Raw genomic sequence first — 17,816 nt, 5'->3', positions numbered from 1 at the left:
GTCGTCTTATACCTATTTTACTATTAAGTGTTTGGGCAGGATCCATAGCTGATAAATATGACAAAGGGCTTCTGTTACGGATCACTATTACTTCATCATTCATAATTACAGCATTATTGTGTTTACTTACTTATAGTCTTAACAGTATACCGATTTTCATCATTCTTTTATATGCAACATTTAGGGGCATACTAAGTGCTGTAGAAACTCCAGTGAGACAAGCAGTTTTACCTGATTTATCTAGTAAAATTTCTACAACTCAAGCAGTTTCTTTTCATTCGTTCATTATTAATATATGCCGATCAATAGGACCAGCAATAGCAGGTGGATTAATAGCTGTATACCATACACCCACTACATTTTTAGCTCAAGCAGTGTGCTATTTTATCGCAGCAGTTTTATGTATACCTATTCATTTTGAAGTCATATTAAGTCAAAAAGAAGGAAAAGCACTACCACTTAAAGTTGTACTAAATTATTTTAAAAGTAATTTAGAAGGTAGTCAGATATTCATTACGTCTATAATTATTATGGCAACAGGCTTTTCTTACACTACAGTTTTACCAGTATTAACAAACCATATTTTTCCTGGTCAATCGCAAGTGTTTGGTATAGCTATGACTTTTTGTGCGATTGGAGGAATAGTTGCAACAATAGTCTTACCATCAATTTTAAAACACTTGAGTACAGTAAAAATGTATTATCTCAGTTCAATATTATTTGGTATAGCTTTACTAGGTATTATCATACATCATTTAGTAGTTATGTTTATCTGTATTACGTTAATAGGCTTGTTTAGTCAATGGGCTAGAACAACTAATAGAGTTTATTTTCAACATAGTGTAAAGGACTGTGATAGAGGGAAAGTATTAAGTATTATAATGATGGATCGAGGTATGATTCCGTTAGGTAGTTTAATAATGAGCTTTTTCGCGGATATGTTCGGTATTTTAACTACATTTACTATTATGGGAATTAGCACTATCAGTATTTCACTCATTTTTTATATCATACAACGTATTTCGAATATGGAGGAGAGCAATAATGAATCATAAGGAATGGCTTTTAGCTGACAAAAACATCCAATATCGAACGATTAACGCAATGATTAAGGAACATATTGTTTCTGAAGGTATGCGTATTAAAGAAGGTACGTGTAAAGTTGAAATTTTTCTCAATAATCACCTTTTATCGTTAAAAGTAGCGCGAAAAAGTGCCTTAAAAAGATACGTTTTTACTGGTGACATAGTATTAAAAAATAAAAAATTGTCTCAATCAATTGAAAGTTTAGAAGAACTTCTTCAAATACTAACGGAAATATTTCATATCAACATTTCAAAACGATTATACGATGAATTAATACATAGTAGGGATAGTTTGTATGAAACGTACAAACATTTTTATAATAGACAAACACTCATTCATCAGAGTATGAAATTTAGTAAATTACCCGATTCTATAAATTTTATTGCTTGGCTGCAACATTTACAAGATAGTGGTATTACAGATGATTTAAGTTACTCGGAAAGTCTTGTGATAGAAGGGCATCCAACACATCCTTTAACAAAAACTAAATTGCCTCTCAGTACTAATGAATTGAAACTTTATGCACCAGAATTTGAAAAAGTTATTCCATTAAATATTATGCTTATTGAAAAAAATCATGTAGTAACAACAGCAATAAATGATGATCAAAATTTTATTCTAAATCAAGTTATTCCTGAATATCGAGATCGTTTAAAATGCTACCTCGAGCCACTTCGATTAAATCTTAACGATTACAGAGTGATGTTGATACATCCTTGGCAGTATGATCATACTATCGGCGAACAATTTGAAGAATGGATAGCCAAGAAAATCTTACTACCTACACCATTTACTGTTGAGTCCAAAGCTACTTTATCATTTAGAACAATGGATTTAATTCATACACCATATCATGTGAAATTGCCAGTAAATGTTCAAGCTACAAGTGCTGTTAGAACAGTTTCATCAGTTACGACTGTAGATGGTCCTAAGTTAAGCCATGCATTACAAGGATTGCTTCAGGAATTTCCAGAACTTCAAGTCGCGATGGAACCTTATGGAGCTTATGCTCACACGGCATCTGATTTATCAAAACAATTAGCGCTTATCATACGTCAAAAACCTACGATATATGATTATGGTTGTACAGTTGTAACAGCTAGTTTAGTTAATCCTAATCCAATTGATAATCAGGCAGTTGTAGATAGTTATTTAAAATGGATAGAAAATGAAATCACACTTGATCATATTAAGCATTTTATAGCAATTTATACACAAACCTTAGTTACACCGCTTATTGCGTATATTCAAAATTATGGCATAGCACTTGAAGCACATATGCAAAATACGATTGTTAATCTTGGACCTAATTATAAAATGAAATTCATTGTACGTGATTTAGGTGGTTCTCGTATAGATTTAAATACACTTAAACAGAAAGTTCCTCAAATAGATGTTACAAATGAAAGTCTTATTGCAGATACTATTGAAGAGGTTATTGCTAAATTTCAACATGCAGTTATTCAAAATCAACTAGCAGAATTGATTCATCATTTTAATCAGTATGATGAAGTAATAGAAGAAGAATTATTTGAAATTGTGCGTGAAGAAATCGAAATGGCAATCGATAATGACAAGCCACATGCTGAAAAATTGAAAAAAATATTGTTTGGGTCAACTATCACAGTCAAAGCTTTATTAAGTATGAGAATGGAAAATAAAGTGAAAAAATATTTAAATACCAAGTTAGATAATCCAATAAAAAAAGAGGTGTAGTGCATGGCGAATGTTCGTGTCAATTTATCTAAAATTAAATATAATGCCAAAGTACTTCAATCGTTATTAGAACGTAGACATATCCATTTCACACCAGTAATTAAATGTGTCGCAGGGGATAAACGTATTGTATCAAGTATTAAGTCTTTAGGAATTACTCATTTTGCTGAATCAAGACTAGATAACATTGAACAACTCAAAGATTTAGATATTACATTTACATTGTTACGACCTACTGTTGAAGCAGATTTGGAAAAGATGATTTCAAGAGTAGAAATGAGTATCCAAACTGAATTAACCACAATCAAAAAACTTAATACGTTAGCAAAATCACTTGATATTAAACATCAAATCATGCTAATGGTTGACTGGAAAGATGGTAGAGAAGGGGTCTTGACCTATGATGTGGTGCGTTATGTTCAAGAAGTACTTAGATTATCTCACATACAACTTGTTGGCTTGGCATTTAATTTTATGTGCTTTAAATCAGAAGCACCCAATGAAAAAGATGTTCGTATGATAAACAAATTCATACATAATGTAGAAAACGAAACTCATTTTAAGTTTAGAATTATTTCAGGTGGAAATTCGAGTATGTTACCTCAAACACTGTACAATCATTTAGATAAAATCAATGATCTTCGTATAGGGGAGGCATTATTAAGGGGTATAGATACGACGACAAATCATTCAATTAATAGCTTATATCAAAATGCGATAGTATTAGAAGCAGAAATTATAGAGATAAAACCACGTCTATATCAAAAAAATAATCAATCTTATTTACAAGCTATAGTAGATATCGGTTATTTAGATACGTTTATTGAGGGGATAAAACCTCTTGGGAATGATATAAGAATATTAGGTGCATCAAGTGATCATTTGATGATTGATTTAAATAACCAAGATCATTATCAAATCGGTGATAAACTTCAATTTAGCTTGAATTATGAAGCACTGTCTCAGAGCATGTATATGAAAAATTTAACTAAGTTATATAGTAGTGATTCAAAAATAGAATCCCTTGTTCAGAACTTCGATATGCCTATATATTCCCAGTGCTAATAGTTCTTATTTACCTTTAACTCAACGCACCGTCTCAAATTAAATTTGATAGGTTTTACTTATTAAAAACCAGCATTTTTTGTAAACATCATTTGTTCAGAATTGGATTAATTATGAAAATAATAAAATAAGTTATTGACATTGAGAATCGTTATCAATAAACTAATAATGTAAGCATATACATATTAAGGAGTGGAATCAGTGAGAGGTTTAAAAATTTTAAGTGTAATTGGCTTATTGTTTGTTTTAATTGCAACTGCAGCATGTGGAAATAATAGTTCAAGTAACTCAAGTAAAGAGTCATCAAAAGATGGAGTTGAAATCAAGCACGAAGAAGGTACTACGAAAGTACCTAAACACCCTAAACGTGTTGTTGTTCTTGAGTATTCATTTGTTGATGCGTTAGTTGCTTTAGATGTTAAACCTGTTGGGATAGCGGATGATAACAAAAAAAATCGTATTATTAAACCATTAAGAGATAAAATTGGAAAATACACTTCTGTAGGAACACGTAAGCAACCTAACTTAGAAGAAATCAGTAAACTTAAACCAGATTTAATTATTGCTGATAATAATAGACACAAAGGTATTTATAAAGACTTAAATAAAATTGCTCCTACGATTGAACTGAAAAGTTTCGATGGAGATTATAATGAAAATATTGATGCTTTTAAAACAATTTCAAAAGCTTTAGGTAAAGAAGAAGAAGGTAAAAAACGCTTAGAAGAACACGATAAGAAAATTGAAGAATATAAAAAAGAAATAACTATGGATAAAAATCAAAAGGTATTGCCTGCAGTAGCTGCTAAATCAGGTTTGCTTGCTCATCCAAGCAACTCTTATGTTGGTCAATTCCTAAGTCAACTAGGTTTTAAAGAAGCATTAAGTGATGATGTTACTAAAGGTTTAAGTAAGTATCTTAAAGGACCTTACTTACAAATGAACACTGAAACTTTATCTCAAGTGAATCCTGAGCGTATGTTCATAATGACAAACAAAGCAAGTTCTAACGAACCTTCACTAAAAGAACTAGAAAAAGATCCTGTATGGAAGAAATTAAACGCTGTGAAAAATCAACGTGTTGATATTTTAGACCGTGACTTATGGGCAAGATCACGTGGTTTAATTTCTTCAGAAGAAATGGCAAAAGAACTTGTTGAATTATCTAAGAAAGATAGTAAAAAAGATAATAAGTAAGGTGGAAAACAATGACTATGGTGAATAAAGATAGTCAATCCGCTATTGAACAAAAAAAGAAAAAGCGCACTACACTCACTTTTATTGTGGGTGTGTGCCTTCTTTTTATTTCAGTATATTTGAATTTAGCGATTGGTTCTTCAAAAATACAATTTAATGATATTTTAAGTTATGTAACTGGACACACGAATACAAAGGCAACTTTCTTAATACACAATGTACGTATGCCAAGAATGTTAGCTGGTTTAATTATTGGTGGCGCTTTAGCAATTGCAGGTTTATTGATGCAAGCAATTACCAAAAATCCTTTGGCTTCACCACAGATTTTTGGTGTGAATGCAGGTGCTTCCTTCGTTATTGTACTTATAACTGTACTTATACCATCACTAGGCTCTTACTCTACAATTTTAGCGATAATTGGTGCCTTCTTAGGAGGTTTTACTGTTTATACATTGTCTGGCTCTACTAAGTCGATTACACCGATTAAATTAGCACTTGCAGGTATGGCTATTCATCTGTTCTTTAGTAGTATGACTCAAGGTATAATTATTTTAAATGAAGATTCTAATGATACAGTGATGTTCTGGTTAGTTGGTTCATTAGCCGGTATAAAATGGCAACAGATTATATTCATCTTACCATTTTTACTCCTTGCTATTTTTGTGACCATATTTATGGGAAGACAATTAACTATATTAGAGTTAGGTGATGATATTGCCAGAGGATTAGGACAAAGAACAGAAATCGTCAGAATGATTGTTGGAATATTGGTCGTTGTTCTTGCTGGTGTTTCTGTTTCTATTGCTGGGCCTATAGGATTTGTAGGTTTGATAGTTCCACACATAGTGAAAAGATATATAAATAAAAATTATGTATTGATGATACCTTTAACATTTATATTCGGCGCTACTTTATTACTTATTTCTGATGTATTGTGTCGCTTAATTACTTATCCATTCGAATCGCCAGTAGGTATTGTTACATCATTTGTTGGTGCTTTTTACTTCTTATTCATAACTGTTAGAGGGGTGAATCGCATATGATTAAACAAAACCTGAAGATGCGCTATACCATTGTCTTACTGTTATTAATTTTTAGTACAATCTTTAGTCTATGTATAGGATCAGTAATGATTAATCCTATTCATGCAGTTACAGGCTTCTTTTTACACAATGACTTTATTTTAAATGAATATCGAATTCCTAGAACACTTTTAGGATTACTTATAGGCAGTAGTTTAGCTATTTCTGGCTCGGTGATACAAGGGGTTATAAGAAATCCACTTGCTTCACCTGATGTTATTGGAATAACAAAAGGGGCAAGTTTAGCAGCAGTAATGATCATAATGATATTTCCATCAGCACCTCTATTTGTTCTTCCTTTAGGTTCATTTATCGGTGCTTTGACAATAAGTATTATTCTTTCAGTTCTTATTTCAAAATTTGATGTAAAGGGATCAAAATTAGCATTGATAGGTTTAGCGATAGGTGCAATTTGTACGGCCATTGTCCAATTCTTGCTTATACGTAATCCTCTTGATGCAAATAATGCGTTATTATGGTTGACTGGTAGTTTATACGGTCATAATATAGTCAATTTTTATAGTTTATTACCATGGTTTATTATCACTGTACCTATAGTATTGTTATTAGGGTATCAACTTGATATTTTAAATTTAGGTGATCATGTAGCCATTGCACTAGGAGCACGTGTAAAAATCTTAAAAATGATTTTACTTGTATTAGCAGTAATGTTAGCAGGTGCTTCCATTGCGGTAGTAGGGGGTATTAGTTTTTTAGGTCTTATAGCACCTCATATTGCACGTCAACTTGTCGGCCATAAAAATATACATGTTATAATCATGTCAGGTTTGGTAGGAGCAATATTATTAACTTTTGGTGATGGTTTAGCAAGAGGTATACAACCTCCTCTTGATATTCCTGTAGGTGTTGTAATAGCAATTATAGGCGCACCTTATTTCTTATTTTTATTACGTAAGATGTAGTAAATTTGATAGTTTCAATATCGTATTTTTTAGTTATAGAGCCTGATACATTACAAATTAATGTACAGGCTCTTATTGATGTCACAATATCATTTTGATGGCCCATTAAAAAATAAAAATATAAATCATATACGAATAGAACTGCTTAAATGAAAAAGAGTTAAAATGGATTTGCTAAAAGTTAATAAATAGCGTATAGTGTTCTTTACGTAATTATTCAAAATAATGCATATATATAATGTGATATACTTTAAATTACATATGGATATAAAAAGATAGAAATGGATTGAATATATATGAATGGATTTAAAAAAGTTGACATAGTAAGAGGTAGAATTAAATTTATCACTATGTCATTGTTAGGGATTATATTATTTTTAGTTCCTATACCAGTCGTTCAAGATGGAAAGCAGCAAACGACACTTCCTATAGCTTTTTTAGCTGGTTTATTAAAAGATTGGCTTGGTGGTATCATGCCAATTTTAATTGTAACCATCATAACTGTATCAGGTATTTTAACAATATTATGCTCTACAATTTATAAAAATAAATTAAATCCTCAAGGTTTAATGAGCAGTGCTTTCAACGTTAAAATAGGATGGCTTGTTTTGAGAGTATTAGCTGTCTTCTTTTCTTGGTTAACATTTTTAAATATTGGACCTGAAATGATTAAATCTGAAGATACAGGTGGATTAGTATTTTCAAGTTTATTACCTACTCTTGTAGCAGTATTTTTATTTGCTGCAATCTTTTTACCTTTATTAATGGAGTATGGTCTATTAGAATTACTTGGACCCATCTTTAGACCTATCATGCGACCTTTGTTTACTTTACCTGGTAGATCGACAGTTGATAATCTAGCTTCATTTATAGGTGATGGTACAGTTGGTGTTTTAATTACTAGTAGACAATATGGTGAAGGATATTACTCTAGAAGAGAAGCAACAGTAATATCCACAACCTTTAGTGTTGTATCTATTACGTTCGCTATTGTCATTGCCGAAACAATTAGAATGCAAGATCAATTTTTCTATTTTTATTTAACAGTTGTCATTTCATGCTTAATTGCAGCAATGATTATGCCAAGAATTTGGCCACTTAAAAATATTCCTGACGAATATGCTAAAGAAGTAAGTGAAGAGGCTCGTAATGAACAGCTACCAGAAGGCAAAACAGCATTAAAATATGGTTTTGATTTAGCAACTGAAGTTGGAATTAAATCGCCAGGGTTTAAAGAATTTTTAATTTCAGGTTTTAAAACAGTTGTAGATATGTGGTTTGTAATTTTACCAGTTGTTATGAGTATAGGAACAATAGCTACCATTATTGCTAACTACACGCCTGTTTTTGAAATTATAGGAAAACCATTTGTTCCAGTACTAGAATTGTTACAAATTCCAGAAGCACATGAAGCATCACAAACAATTTTAATTGGGTTTGCCGATATGTTCTTACCTTCAATTCTTATTGAAGGGGTTCAAAATGATGTAACACGTTTTGTAATTGGAGCATTGAGTATCTCACAACTTGTGTATTTATCTGAAGTAGGCGGCGTGATTCTTGGTTCTAAAATTCCAGTTAGTATAAGTAAATTATTTATGATTTTTTTAATTCGTACTATCATTACGCTTCCAATAATTGCTTTATTAGCGCATTTATTTATCGGATAAAAGATATACTCATTTTTAATTTAGTGAGAGTGGGGGGAAGAAAATCATAACAACAGTAATATAAATTACTAATGGTTGAAATAAAAATTCTCATATATCAAACTTGTTCTAATTTTTATAATTATAAAAATTAGACAATAAATCATATACGTATTCTAGCCCACTCCCTTTAGATAATTTATCTTCTGTTCAAAGAAGATAAAACATTTGATTTAACAATTTCGCTTTTAATGACTGGTGAATCTTCGGATTTTCCAGTATTTTTATGTGCTTGTTTAAATACATCACTATTCACCCAATTTTTAAAATCTTCTTCAGTTTCCCACCAACTATTTACATACATATCTTCGCTATAATCATCTTTATCAATTTGCCAAACTTCAATACCTTCAAAGCCCTTTAAAGATTCAATAGGTCCTCCTTTAGTAAAATTAGGCGCCATTTGTTTTGCATATCCTTTTTTTACAGTGATTCTATTTGTAACAACGAACATTCTAATTACCTCCAAGTCTATTTTCTTCAATATAATATTTATCATTTAGCTTTGCAATTTTGTAAATATCACATTAAAAAACTGTCGACATTGTATTGAATTATGTCGACAGTCTAATTATAAAGTTATGTTGAAAAATATAAATCTGTAATTTATTTTGTTAACTCATTATATACTTTTTGATCATTTTGAGTGTAAATAATATATAAGTGTTGATCGGTATCAATTAATACGCGATTTGTTTTTCCGAAAGTAGAACCAATACGAGAGATTTCTTTACCATTCTCTTCTGGTACGGCATGAATATCTTGATCTTGAGTAACATTTTTAATTTCATTATTTGGAATTTTGATATCTGCTACTCTCCATTGAATACGAACTTCATTATCGTTTTTCTTAACTGTCATTGCCATTGAAAACACTTCCTTTAATTAATTTATAAACCTATCATAAATGATTGTGTAATCGTTTTCAAGTATTTATGTGATACTTTTTAAAATTATGTCATACTAATAAAATATAAGTACGAAAGTATGTTCGCATTATAGGATGAAATATGCTAAAATATTTTTATAAAGGAGAACAAAACATGACAGGTAAAACACACGCATCATGTGGCTTTTTAGTCGGTGCAATAACCACACAATATTTTCATACAGATATATTTACTTCTATATCAGTGATTGTACTTTCAGTCATTTCAAGTATATTGCCAGATATATGTCATACACAAAGTAAAATAGGAAGACGATTTAGGCTTACTAGTTTTTTTGTCAGAATTTTATTTGGTCATAGAACATTTACGCATTCACTTTTATTTATTATAGGAATTAGTTTTTTACTGTACTTCATACAAACTCCGATGTATTATATGGTTGCAATTGTTATTGGTATGTTTTCGCATGTTATACTTGATATATTAACCCCAAGAGGTGTTAAACTATTATATCCTTTACCATTTAATATCGTATCACCCATTCATTTTAAAACTGGGGGACTAGTAGATGTATCTCTAGCTACTGCATTAAGTGTTGGTGCGATATATACTTTATTTCAACCATATTTAAATACTATGATGCACTATTGGTTAATCAAATAAGATTATTATGAGAAAAATAACAATTAAAATTACGTATACATAAGGAGCGTTATCATGTTAGACAAAAATCAATTGGAAAAGTATAACCAAGAGCATTTGTATGAATATGAAAAATTAATGAGTAGTAATGAAAAGAATGCTTTAGATGAAAAAGTAGATCAGTTAAATCTTGCAGAAATTCAAGATTTATATCAAGATTTATATGTTAATAGAAAAACTATTGATGATGTATCTTCTGTATCTGAAGTCAAATATGAAGTGAAATCACGACTCAATGAAGAAGAACGACATACATATGAACAAAAAGGTTATGAGGCAATACGAAATGGTGAATTTGCTGTATTATTGATGGCTGGAGGACAAGGTACGCGTTTAGGATATAAAGGGCCTAAAGGTTCTTTTGAAATAGAGGGTACGAGTTTATTTGAACTTCAGGCGCGTCAACTGATTCGTTTAAAAGAAGAAACCGGCCACACAATTAATTGGTATATTATGACAAGTGACATTAATCATAAAGATACAATAGAGTATTTTAAACAACATAAATATTTTAACTATGATGCCAATCATATTCATTTCTTTAAGCAAGATAACATTGTTGCTTTAAGTGAAGAAGGAAAGCTTGTTTTAAATAGAGATGGACATATAATGGAAACACCTAATGGTAATGGGGGTGTATTCAAGTCTCTTAAGAAAGCAGGATACCTTGATAAGATGCAACAAGATCACGTCAAATATATCTTCTTAAATAACATTGATAATGTCTTAGTTAAAGTTTTAGACCCGTTATTTGCCGGTTTTACAGTGACACAAAGTAAAGACATCACATCAAAAACAATTCAACCTAAAGATAGTGAAAGTGTAGGTCGGCTTGTAAATGTTGATTGTAAAGACACTGTGTTAGAGTATTCTGAATTAGATACAGACATAGCAAATCAATTTAACAATGCTAATATAGGTATCCATGCTTTTAAACTAGGTTTCATTACCAGTGCTGTTGATAGAGAATTACCGTATCATTTGGCAATCAAGCAATTAAAGCAATTAGATGAAAATTTTGGTGTGGTTGAACGTCCTACATTAAAGTTTGAATTATTTTATTTTGATATATTTAGGTACGGTACAAGCTTTGTAACATTACAAGTTCCAAGAGAAGAAGAATTTTCACCTTTAAAAAATAAAGAAGGTAAGGATAGTGTACATACAGCTACAGAAGATTTAAAACGAATGGATTTGATTTAACTAAAGGTGGTGGAATAGATGTCTCAATCATCTAAGCGAAAAAACGATTCTGTGGTAGAAACTTTTAAGGACATCATTCCTTTAACATTTGGAGAAGAGATTGGTAATGCAGCATCACATGGTGCTGCTGCATTACTTACATTATTTATTCTTCCATATGCAGCAGTGCATAGTTTTAACAATGGTGGCACATTAGAGTCAATTAGTGTGTCAGTTTATGTGATTAGTATTTTTATGATGTTCATATCATCAACCATTTATCATTCAATGCAAAATAATACGTCTCATAAATATATATTAAGGATTATTGACCATAGTATGATTTATGTGGCTATTTCAGGAACATACACACCTGTTTTGTTAAGTGTTGTCGGCGGTTGGTTAGGTTGGCTCGTGACAATATTATTATGGGGAACGACATTATGGGGGATTTTGTATAAATCAATAGCAACTAAAGTCAATCATAGATTAAGTCTCATTGTTTATTTGGTGATGGGATGGGTAGGTATCATATTTTTACCTATTATTATTATGCGAACATCATGGTGGTTTATTTTCTTTATATTTCTTGGTGGGTTATCTTATACTATCGGAGCATGGTTTTATGCCCAAAAAAATAAACCTTATTTTCATATGATTTGGCATATATTTATTGTTCTTGCTTCTTTCTTACATATGATAGGCATTTTTTATTTTATGTGATTGCAACATTCTGTCATTATAAGTTAGAGAGAAAAATAAGTATTATTTTTAGAAATATCATTATACTTCAAATAAACACATGATTGCGTTGAAATTTTAACTTTATAGACTTTATAAAGGGGTGAGATGTACTGATCTCACTCTTTTTTATTGAAAACAAAAGGTGTATGAGTATCATCATATTAAAAAGTCAATTTTACGTTTCAATAGCTAAATCCAATAAAAAGGGAGTTTTTTTATGAATCTTAAGTCTATCATTACTGTAATGGCACTCATACTAATAATGTTTATGGCAGCTATAGAAACATCTATTATTTCATTAGCATTACCAACAATAAAAAATAGTTTGAATGCCGGTAATCTAGTTTCATTAGTATTTACCGTATATTTTATTGCTTTAGTCATAGCTAACCCTATCGTTGGTGAACTTATGTCTAGATTTAAAATTATTTACATTGCTGTTGTAGGGGTATTATTGTTTGCCTTAAGTAGTTTAATGTCGGGATTAAGTCAGACGTTTACTTTTTTAATTATCTCTCGAACAGTACAAGGTTTTGGAGCAGGAGTTATGATGTCACTCTCACAAATAGTTCCTAAGTTGGCTTTTGAAATTCCTTTGAGATATAAAATTATGGGTATAGTTGGAAGTGTTTGGGGAATTTCGAGTATTATTGGCCCATTATTAGGTGGTGCGATTTTAGAGTTTGCTTCATGGCATTGGCTATTCTATATCAATATTCCTATTGCTATAGTGGCAATAATACTTGTACTTATGACTTTTCATTTTCCTGATGAGACACAAGTACAACAGAGTCGTTTTGATATAAAAGGATTGATTATCTTTTATATCTTTATAGCTTTATTAATGTTTGGTTTACTCAACCAACATCATATTATTTTTAACATATTCTCAATTATTTTAGCTTTAGCTGTTTTATGGCTACTATTTAAAATAGAAAATAGTATCGAACAACCATTTCTTCCAACAAAAGAATTTAACATATCAATAGTTCTAGTTTTTATAACGGATTTACTTATTGCGATAACACTGATGGGATATAATTTATATATACCAGTATATTTACAAGAAAAACTTAGTTTATCACCTTTACAAAGTGGATTTGTAATATTCCCGTTGTCTGTTGCTTGGATTACGCTTAATTTCAATTTAGCTAAAATAGAAGCGCATTTTACTAGAAAAACATTATATATTTGCTCATTTTTTGTTTTATTAGTTAGTAGTCTGATGATAATGTTTGGCTTAAAACTCCCATTGCTTATTGCTTTTGCGGTTGTTTTTGCAGGTTTAAGTTTTGGTTATATTTATACAAAAGATAGTGTTATTGTCCAAGAGGAAACTTCTCCAAAAAATATGAAAAAGATGATGTCATTTTATGCATTGACAAAAAATTTAGGTTCGTCAGTCGGATCTACGATTATGGGCTATATGTATGCACTAAATGTTGGTTTATTTGGTTCTAATTTACACAATGTATTAGGATTAGTCTTAATAATTGCAGTATGTTTAATTGTAATGTGGATGACATTATATAAAAGCAATACTATTCAATCTTAGAAAAAATGCAGAATGATTTTTTAATTATGAGCAAGTAGAAATGCATATACCATATCTACTTGCTTTTTTGTGAAAATAAAATGAAATAAGTTGAGATGAGAAGCAGAAATGTTGTATAACTTAAAATTTTATATGCTCTTATTTACATGATAATATATATGTATACGAAGTGTAGGGGAGGACAAAAGTGATGAAATTTTTAAAAAATAAATCATATCATTTATTAGTAACACTTATTGTTCTCACTATATTTGTTATTTCCGGAGCAATTTTTTTAACATTTTTAGGCTTTGGTTTGTACGGTTTGAGTCGCATCCTTATTTATTTACACTTAGGCGATTTTAGTTACAATAAAGGCTTTTATGATAATTTAATATACTACGGTAGTTATATCGTTTTAGGCTATTTTACTTTATTTTCAATTGAGCATTTAATGGATTATTTTAAAAAGAATCTTCCAAAAAATCCATACTTTCAAGGTATTAACTTTCATCTCATCTCCTATATTGTTACTACAATTATGTTTTATTTTATAGTTCACATACACTATGTACATGTTAATATACATTTTTGGGTAATTATGATTATTATAGGATTTTTATTTGTATGTAAAGAAGTTTTTTATCCTGAAAGTAAAAATTTGAATAATAAAAAGTAAGGCTTCTGTAAAAAAGAGAATTTAATATGGAATAATTGAACTTAACGATAGAAAATAATTTAATTATTTAATGGTAATGATTGATAATGCTAATAAAAATTGCAGTTGTGTCATGCTTTACCAAGCAGTTCAAAGTTTAAATAATTACACTATAATGGCATCCAAAATAATAAGAAATCTCTATATTATTCTGAGCATTAAGTTTGTATCTGTAATTAAAATTTGGTTGAATATGGAATTATCATTTGAATAAAAAGGAGTATATGTTTATGGCCAGTTATGAATTGTCTAAGACTAAGCGAAATTTAATTGTATCTGTAATGTTAATTAGCGCTTTCGTGGCCATTTTAAATCAAACATTACTTAATACAGCCTTGCCACACATTATGCGTGAGTTAAATATTAATGAGAATACATCGCAGTGGCTGATTACAGGTTTCATGTTAGTGAATGGTGTCATGATTCCACTCACCGCTTATTTAATGGATAAAGTAAAAACAAGACCGCTATATTTAGGTGCAATGGGATCATTTCTGATAGGGTCTATCGTTGCTGCTATTGCACCTAATTTTGGCGTGCTCATGATTGCACGGGTAATTCAAGCTGTCGGTGCAGGTATACTCATGCCATTAATGCAATTTACATTGTTTACATTGTTCTCCAAAGAACACCGTGGATTTGCAATGGGACTTGCAGGATTAGTTATACAATTTGCACCTGCAATTGGACCTACATTTACTGGTTTAATCATTGACAATGCAAGTTGGAGAGTGCCATTTATTGTTATTGTCGGTATAGCATTAGTTACATTTATATTTGGTTTTGTATCGATTTCAAGTTATAACACGACGAAAGAAACAAAACTGGATAAAAGATCCGTTATATACTCTACATTAGGTTTTGGCTTAATGCTTTATGCTTTCAGTAGTGCTGGTAACCTAGGTTTTTCTAACCCAATTGTTCTTTGTTCAGTTTTAATAAGTTTAATCATCATTGGCATTTTTGTTAAACGACAAATTACAATTTCTAATCCATTATTAAATTTGAAAATATTTAATAACAAAATATTTTGTTTTTCTACAATTACTTCTATGATCATTATGTTATCTATGGTAGGACCTGCTTTACTTATTCCATTGTATGTTCAAAATGCTTTAGGATTATCTGCGTTGCTATCAGGATTAGTAATTATGCCTGGCGCGATTATCAATGGTATTATGTCTGTGTTTACAGGAAAGTTTTACGATAAATATGGGCCTAGACCGTTAATATTTACTGGGTTTATCTTATTGATTTCTTGTACATTTCTATTATGCTTTCTTAAAGTAGATACATCCTATACGTATTTGATAGTAATCTATGCGATTCGTATGTTTGCAGTGTCTTTACTAATGATGCCTATCAATACGACCGGGATAAATGCATTGAAAACTGAAGACATTTCCCACGGAACGGCAATTATGAACTTTGGTCGTGTTATGGCGGGATCTCTAGGAACTGCTCTAATGGTCACTTTTATGAGTATAGGTGCTCAATGGGTTGTATCATCAAGTGAACACGCTAGTAAAGAAATGATCCAGCGACAAAGTGTTGCTGTGGGAGTTGATGTATCGTTCGCCTTAGTCACTGTTTTTGTGATTATTGCTTTTGTTCTAGCGTTATTTATAAAGGAGCCTAATCATTTAACTCACAATAGTAGGAAAGTATAATAATTAGAGGTTAGTCTATTTTAAAAATGGGCTAACTTCTTTTTTTATATTAGGAAAAGTCTTATACTAAAAAATATAAATGATATATATATAAACAGGCAACTATAGTTGCTATGTAGATAAATTAAAAATCAATAAGGGGGATTTACTTTGTTAACGGTAAATCAAGTTAAAGAAATTGTAGGGGCATTAAAGGATCCGATTATTGATGTGCCATTGAGAGAATCTGAAGGTATTGTTGATGTCTCTATTAAGGATAATATTAACCATGTGAGTGTTAAAGTGGCAATGGCGCAATTAGGGGGACAGCCACAATTAGATCTTCAAATGGCTATAGTCAAAGCCTTAAAAGAAAATGGTGCAAATACTGTGGGAATTCGTTTTGAAGAACTTCCTAGCGAAGTAGTCGAAAGATATATAGGAAAAGGTAGTGAAAAGCCCAAAACCATTGAAGAACTATTATCACAAAATAATCCAGTTGAATTCATTTCTATAGCTTCAGGTAAAGGTGGGGTTGGTAAATCGACAGTTGCTGTCAATCTAGCCGTAGCATTAGCAAGAGAAGGTAAGAAAGTAGGATTAGTAGACGCTGATATATACGGTTTTAGTGTGCCTGATATGATGGGAATAGATGAAAGACCAGGTATAGATGGTAAGGAGATTATACCTGTAGAGAGACATGGAGTAAAAGTTATTTCAATGGCATTTTTTGTTGAAGAAAATGCACCGGTTATTTGGAGAGGTCCAATGCTTGGTAAGATGCTTACGAATTTCTTTACAGAAGTACAGTGGGGAGAACTTGATTACTTACTTCTTGATTTACCACCTGGCACAGGAGATGTAGCTTTAGATGTACATTCAATGTTACCATCAAGTAAGGAAATTATAGTAACTACACCGCATCCAACCGCGGCGTTTGTAGCGGCACGAGCAGGTGCAATGGCTAAACATACAGAACATACAATTCTTGGTGTTATAGAAAATATGAGCTATTTTGAAAGTAAAGAAACAGGTAAAAAAGAGTATGTTTTCGGAAAAGGAGGAGGCAAAAAGCTTTCTGATGAACTTGAGACGCAATTATTTGCTGAACTTCCTTTAGAACAACCTACATGGAATCCCAATGACTTTTCGCCTTCGATATATCAATCGGATGATCGTCTAGGAGAATTGTATACTTTAATCGCAAGAAAAGTTATAGCAAGCACCCAAAAACAATAAAATCGAGAATATCTAAATTGGCGTTTAAATCGTGTGAAAAATATTTTCATACGATTTTTCTATTGCAAATTTTAAGAAATGTGTTAGAATGTTTTCTTGTGAGTGAATAAAAGAACTCATACGAATAAAAAATAATTCAATTTAATTGTTGACTTCAAAACATAAAATTGATATTATATAAAAGTCGCTGAAAAGCGGATGTAAAGCGATTGATAATTTTGTTGAGTTGGTGTAAAAATAACCCTTGCAAAGTTAACGAAAAGCTTTTAAAATTAATTAAGTAATATCAATTAGTTATTGACTTTTCTTAAAACAATATAGTACAATAAAAAAGATTGATTTTACTAAATGAACATTGAAAACTGAATGACAATATGTCA

At 30.8% G+C, this 17,816-nt stretch carries 16 protein-coding genes; 14 read left to right on the top strand and 2 right to left on the bottom strand.

Annotated features, from left to right (window positions below; genetic code table 11):
- The 7 genes from HMPREF2576_RS06285 to HMPREF2576_RS06255 all read left to right on the top strand — a co-directional run.
- The coding region (locus HMPREF2576_RS06285; RefSeq protein WP_141758107.1) for an MFS transporter at window positions 1–1,055 on the top strand (1,055 nt) is incomplete at its 5' end.
- Complete coding sequence (locus tag HMPREF2576_RS06280; protein ID WP_002456997.1) at window positions 1,045–2,802, top strand: IucA/IucC family protein; 1,758 nt, start codon at window positions 1,045–1,047, stop codon at window positions 2,800–2,802. The genes HMPREF2576_RS06285 and HMPREF2576_RS06280, both read left to right, overlap by 11 nt.
- Window positions 2,803–2,805: 3 nt before the next feature.
- The gene (locus HMPREF2576_RS06275) at window positions 2,806–3,867 is read left to right on the top strand and encodes an alanine/ornithine racemase family PLP-dependent enzyme (protein WP_001829764.1); all 1,062 of its coding nucleotides are present in this window, start codon (window positions 2,806–2,808) and stop codon (window positions 3,865–3,867) included.
- A 201-nt stretch (window positions 3,868–4,068) separates the two neighbouring features.
- Window positions 4,069–5,064: an ABC transporter substrate-binding protein gene (locus HMPREF2576_RS06270; protein ID WP_001832728.1), complete on the top strand. Its 996-nt coding sequence runs from the start codon at window positions 4,069–4,071 to the stop codon at window positions 5,062–5,064.
- 11 nt (window positions 5,065–5,075) lie between these two features.
- Window positions 5,076–6,107, top strand: a complete 1,032-nt coding sequence (locus HMPREF2576_RS06265) for a FecCD family ABC transporter permease (RefSeq protein ID WP_001832732.1) — start codon at window positions 5,076–5,078, stop codon at window positions 6,105–6,107.
- Window positions 6,104–7,069, top strand: coding sequence for a FecCD family ABC transporter permease (locus HMPREF2576_RS06260; RefSeq protein WP_001829779.1), 966 nt, complete (start codon window positions 6,104–6,106; stop codon window positions 7,067–7,069). Before HMPREF2576_RS06265 ends, HMPREF2576_RS06260 begins: the two co-directional genes overlap by 4 nt.
- Window positions 7,070–7,365: 296 nt before the next feature.
- On the top strand, window positions 7,366–8,739 hold the full coding sequence (locus HMPREF2576_RS06255; RefSeq protein WP_002484860.1) for a YjiH family protein: 1,374 nt from the start codon (window positions 7,366–7,368) through the stop codon (window positions 8,737–8,739).
- Between the two features lie 178 nt (window positions 8,740–8,917).
- On the opposite strand, the gene HMPREF2576_RS06250 is transcribed toward HMPREF2576_RS06255, so the two are convergent.
- Both HMPREF2576_RS06250 and HMPREF2576_RS06245 read right to left on the bottom strand, forming a co-directional pair.
- Window positions 8,918–9,232: a heme oxygenase gene (locus HMPREF2576_RS06250; protein ID WP_001829739.1), complete on the bottom strand. Its 315-nt coding sequence runs from the start codon at window positions 9,230–9,232 to the stop codon at window positions 8,918–8,920.
- A gap of 152 nt (window positions 9,233–9,384) precedes the next feature.
- On the bottom strand, window positions 9,385–9,645 hold the full coding sequence (locus tag HMPREF2576_RS06245) for a SunI/YnzG family protein (protein ID WP_001829752.1): 261 nt from the start codon (window positions 9,643–9,645) through the stop codon (window positions 9,385–9,387).
- A 176-nt stretch (window positions 9,646–9,821) separates the two neighbouring features.
- Between HMPREF2576_RS06245 and HMPREF2576_RS06240 the strand changes: the two genes are divergently transcribed.
- The 7 genes from HMPREF2576_RS06240 (at window position 9,822) to HMPREF2576_RS06210 (ending at window position 17,436) form a co-directional block, all read left to right on the top strand.
- Entirely contained in the window at window positions 9,822–10,331 is a 510-nt protein-coding gene (locus HMPREF2576_RS06240) for a metal-dependent hydrolase (RefSeq protein ID WP_001829793.1), read from the top strand.
- Between the two features lie 54 nt (window positions 10,332–10,385).
- Window positions 10,386–11,573 (top strand): UTP--glucose-1-phosphate uridylyltransferase, encoded by a 1,188-nt coding sequence (locus HMPREF2576_RS06235; RefSeq protein ID WP_002456999.1) that lies wholly within the window; start codon window positions 10,386–10,388, stop codon window positions 11,571–11,573.
- A gap of 18 nt (window positions 11,574–11,591) precedes the next feature.
- Window positions 11,592–12,275, top strand: coding sequence for a PAQR family membrane homeostasis protein TrhA (locus tag HMPREF2576_RS06230; protein WP_001829724.1), 684 nt, complete (start codon window positions 11,592–11,594; stop codon window positions 12,273–12,275).
- A gap of 238 nt (window positions 12,276–12,513) precedes the next feature.
- Window positions 12,514–13,851: a multidrug efflux MFS transporter SdrM gene (gene sdrM, locus HMPREF2576_RS06225; RefSeq protein WP_070856360.1), complete on the top strand. Its 1,338-nt coding sequence runs from the start codon at window positions 12,514–12,516 to the stop codon at window positions 13,849–13,851.
- Window positions 13,852–14,041: 190 nt separating this feature from the next.
- The gene (locus HMPREF2576_RS06220; protein ID WP_001829729.1) at window positions 14,042–14,509 is read left to right on the top strand and encodes a SepA family multidrug efflux transporter; all 468 of its coding nucleotides are present in this window, start codon (window positions 14,042–14,044) and stop codon (window positions 14,507–14,509) included.
- A 269-nt stretch (window positions 14,510–14,778) separates the two neighbouring features.
- Window positions 14,779–16,218, top strand: coding sequence for an MDR family MFS transporter (locus HMPREF2576_RS06215; protein WP_002469351.1), 1,440 nt, complete (start codon window positions 14,779–14,781; stop codon window positions 16,216–16,218).
- Between the two features lie 150 nt (window positions 16,219–16,368).
- On the top strand, window positions 16,369–17,436 hold the full coding sequence (locus HMPREF2576_RS06210; RefSeq protein WP_001829773.1) for a P-loop NTPase: 1,068 nt from the start codon (window positions 16,369–16,371) through the stop codon (window positions 17,434–17,436).
- Window positions 17,437–17,816 lie beyond the last annotated feature (380 nt).

Source organism: Staphylococcus sp. HMSC063F05, assembly GCF_001837075.1.
In the GTDB taxonomy this organism is placed as follows: domain Bacteria; phylum Bacillota; class Bacilli; order Staphylococcales; family Staphylococcaceae; genus Staphylococcus; species Staphylococcus epidermidis.
Note: the sequence above shows the minus strand (reverse complement) of the source record. Positions and strands in the feature narration are given on the sequence as shown.

Bases quoted from the DNA above. Each gene is read 5' to 3' on its own strand.
- HMPREF2576_RS06235 (WP_002456999.1), top strand. From the start codon at position 10,386: ATGTTAGACAAAAATCAATTGGAAAAGTATAACCAAGAGCATTTGTAT.
- HMPREF2576_RS06265 (WP_001832732.1), top strand. From the start codon at position 5,076: ATGACTATGGTGAATAAAGATAGTCAATCCGCTATTGAACAAAAAAAG.
- HMPREF2576_RS06245 (WP_001829752.1), bottom strand. From the start codon at position 9,645: ATGGCAATGACAGTTAAGAAAAACGATAATGAAGTTCGTATTCAATGG.
- HMPREF2576_RS06250 (WP_001829739.1), bottom strand. From the start codon at position 9,232: ATGTTCGTTGTTACAAATAGAATCACTGTAAAAAAAGGATATGCAAAA.
- HMPREF2576_RS06260 (WP_001829779.1), top strand. From the start codon at position 6,104: ATGATTAAACAAAACCTGAAGATGCGCTATACCATTGTCTTACTGTTA.
- HMPREF2576_RS06220 (WP_001829729.1), top strand. From the start codon at position 14,042: ATGAAATTTTTAAAAAATAAATCATATCATTTATTAGTAACACTTATT.
- HMPREF2576_RS06230 (WP_001829724.1), top strand. From the start codon at position 11,592: ATGTCTCAATCATCTAAGCGAAAAAACGATTCTGTGGTAGAAACTTTT.
- HMPREF2576_RS06255 (WP_002484860.1), top strand. From the start codon at position 7,366: ATGAATGGATTTAAAAAAGTTGACATAGTAAGAGGTAGAATTAAATTT.
- sdrM (WP_070856360.1), top strand. From the start codon at position 12,514: ATGAATCTTAAGTCTATCATTACTGTAATGGCACTCATACTAATAATG.
- HMPREF2576_RS06275 (WP_001829764.1), top strand. From the start codon at position 2,806: ATGGCGAATGTTCGTGTCAATTTATCTAAAATTAAATATAATGCCAAA.
- HMPREF2576_RS06215 (WP_002469351.1), top strand. From the start codon at position 14,779: ATGGCCAGTTATGAATTGTCTAAGACTAAGCGAAATTTAATTGTATCT.
- HMPREF2576_RS06280 (WP_002456997.1), top strand. From the start codon at position 1,045: ATGAATCATAAGGAATGGCTTTTAGCTGACAAAAACATCCAATATCGA.
- HMPREF2576_RS06240 (WP_001829793.1), top strand. From the start codon at position 9,822: ATGACAGGTAAAACACACGCATCATGTGGCTTTTTAGTCGGTGCAATA.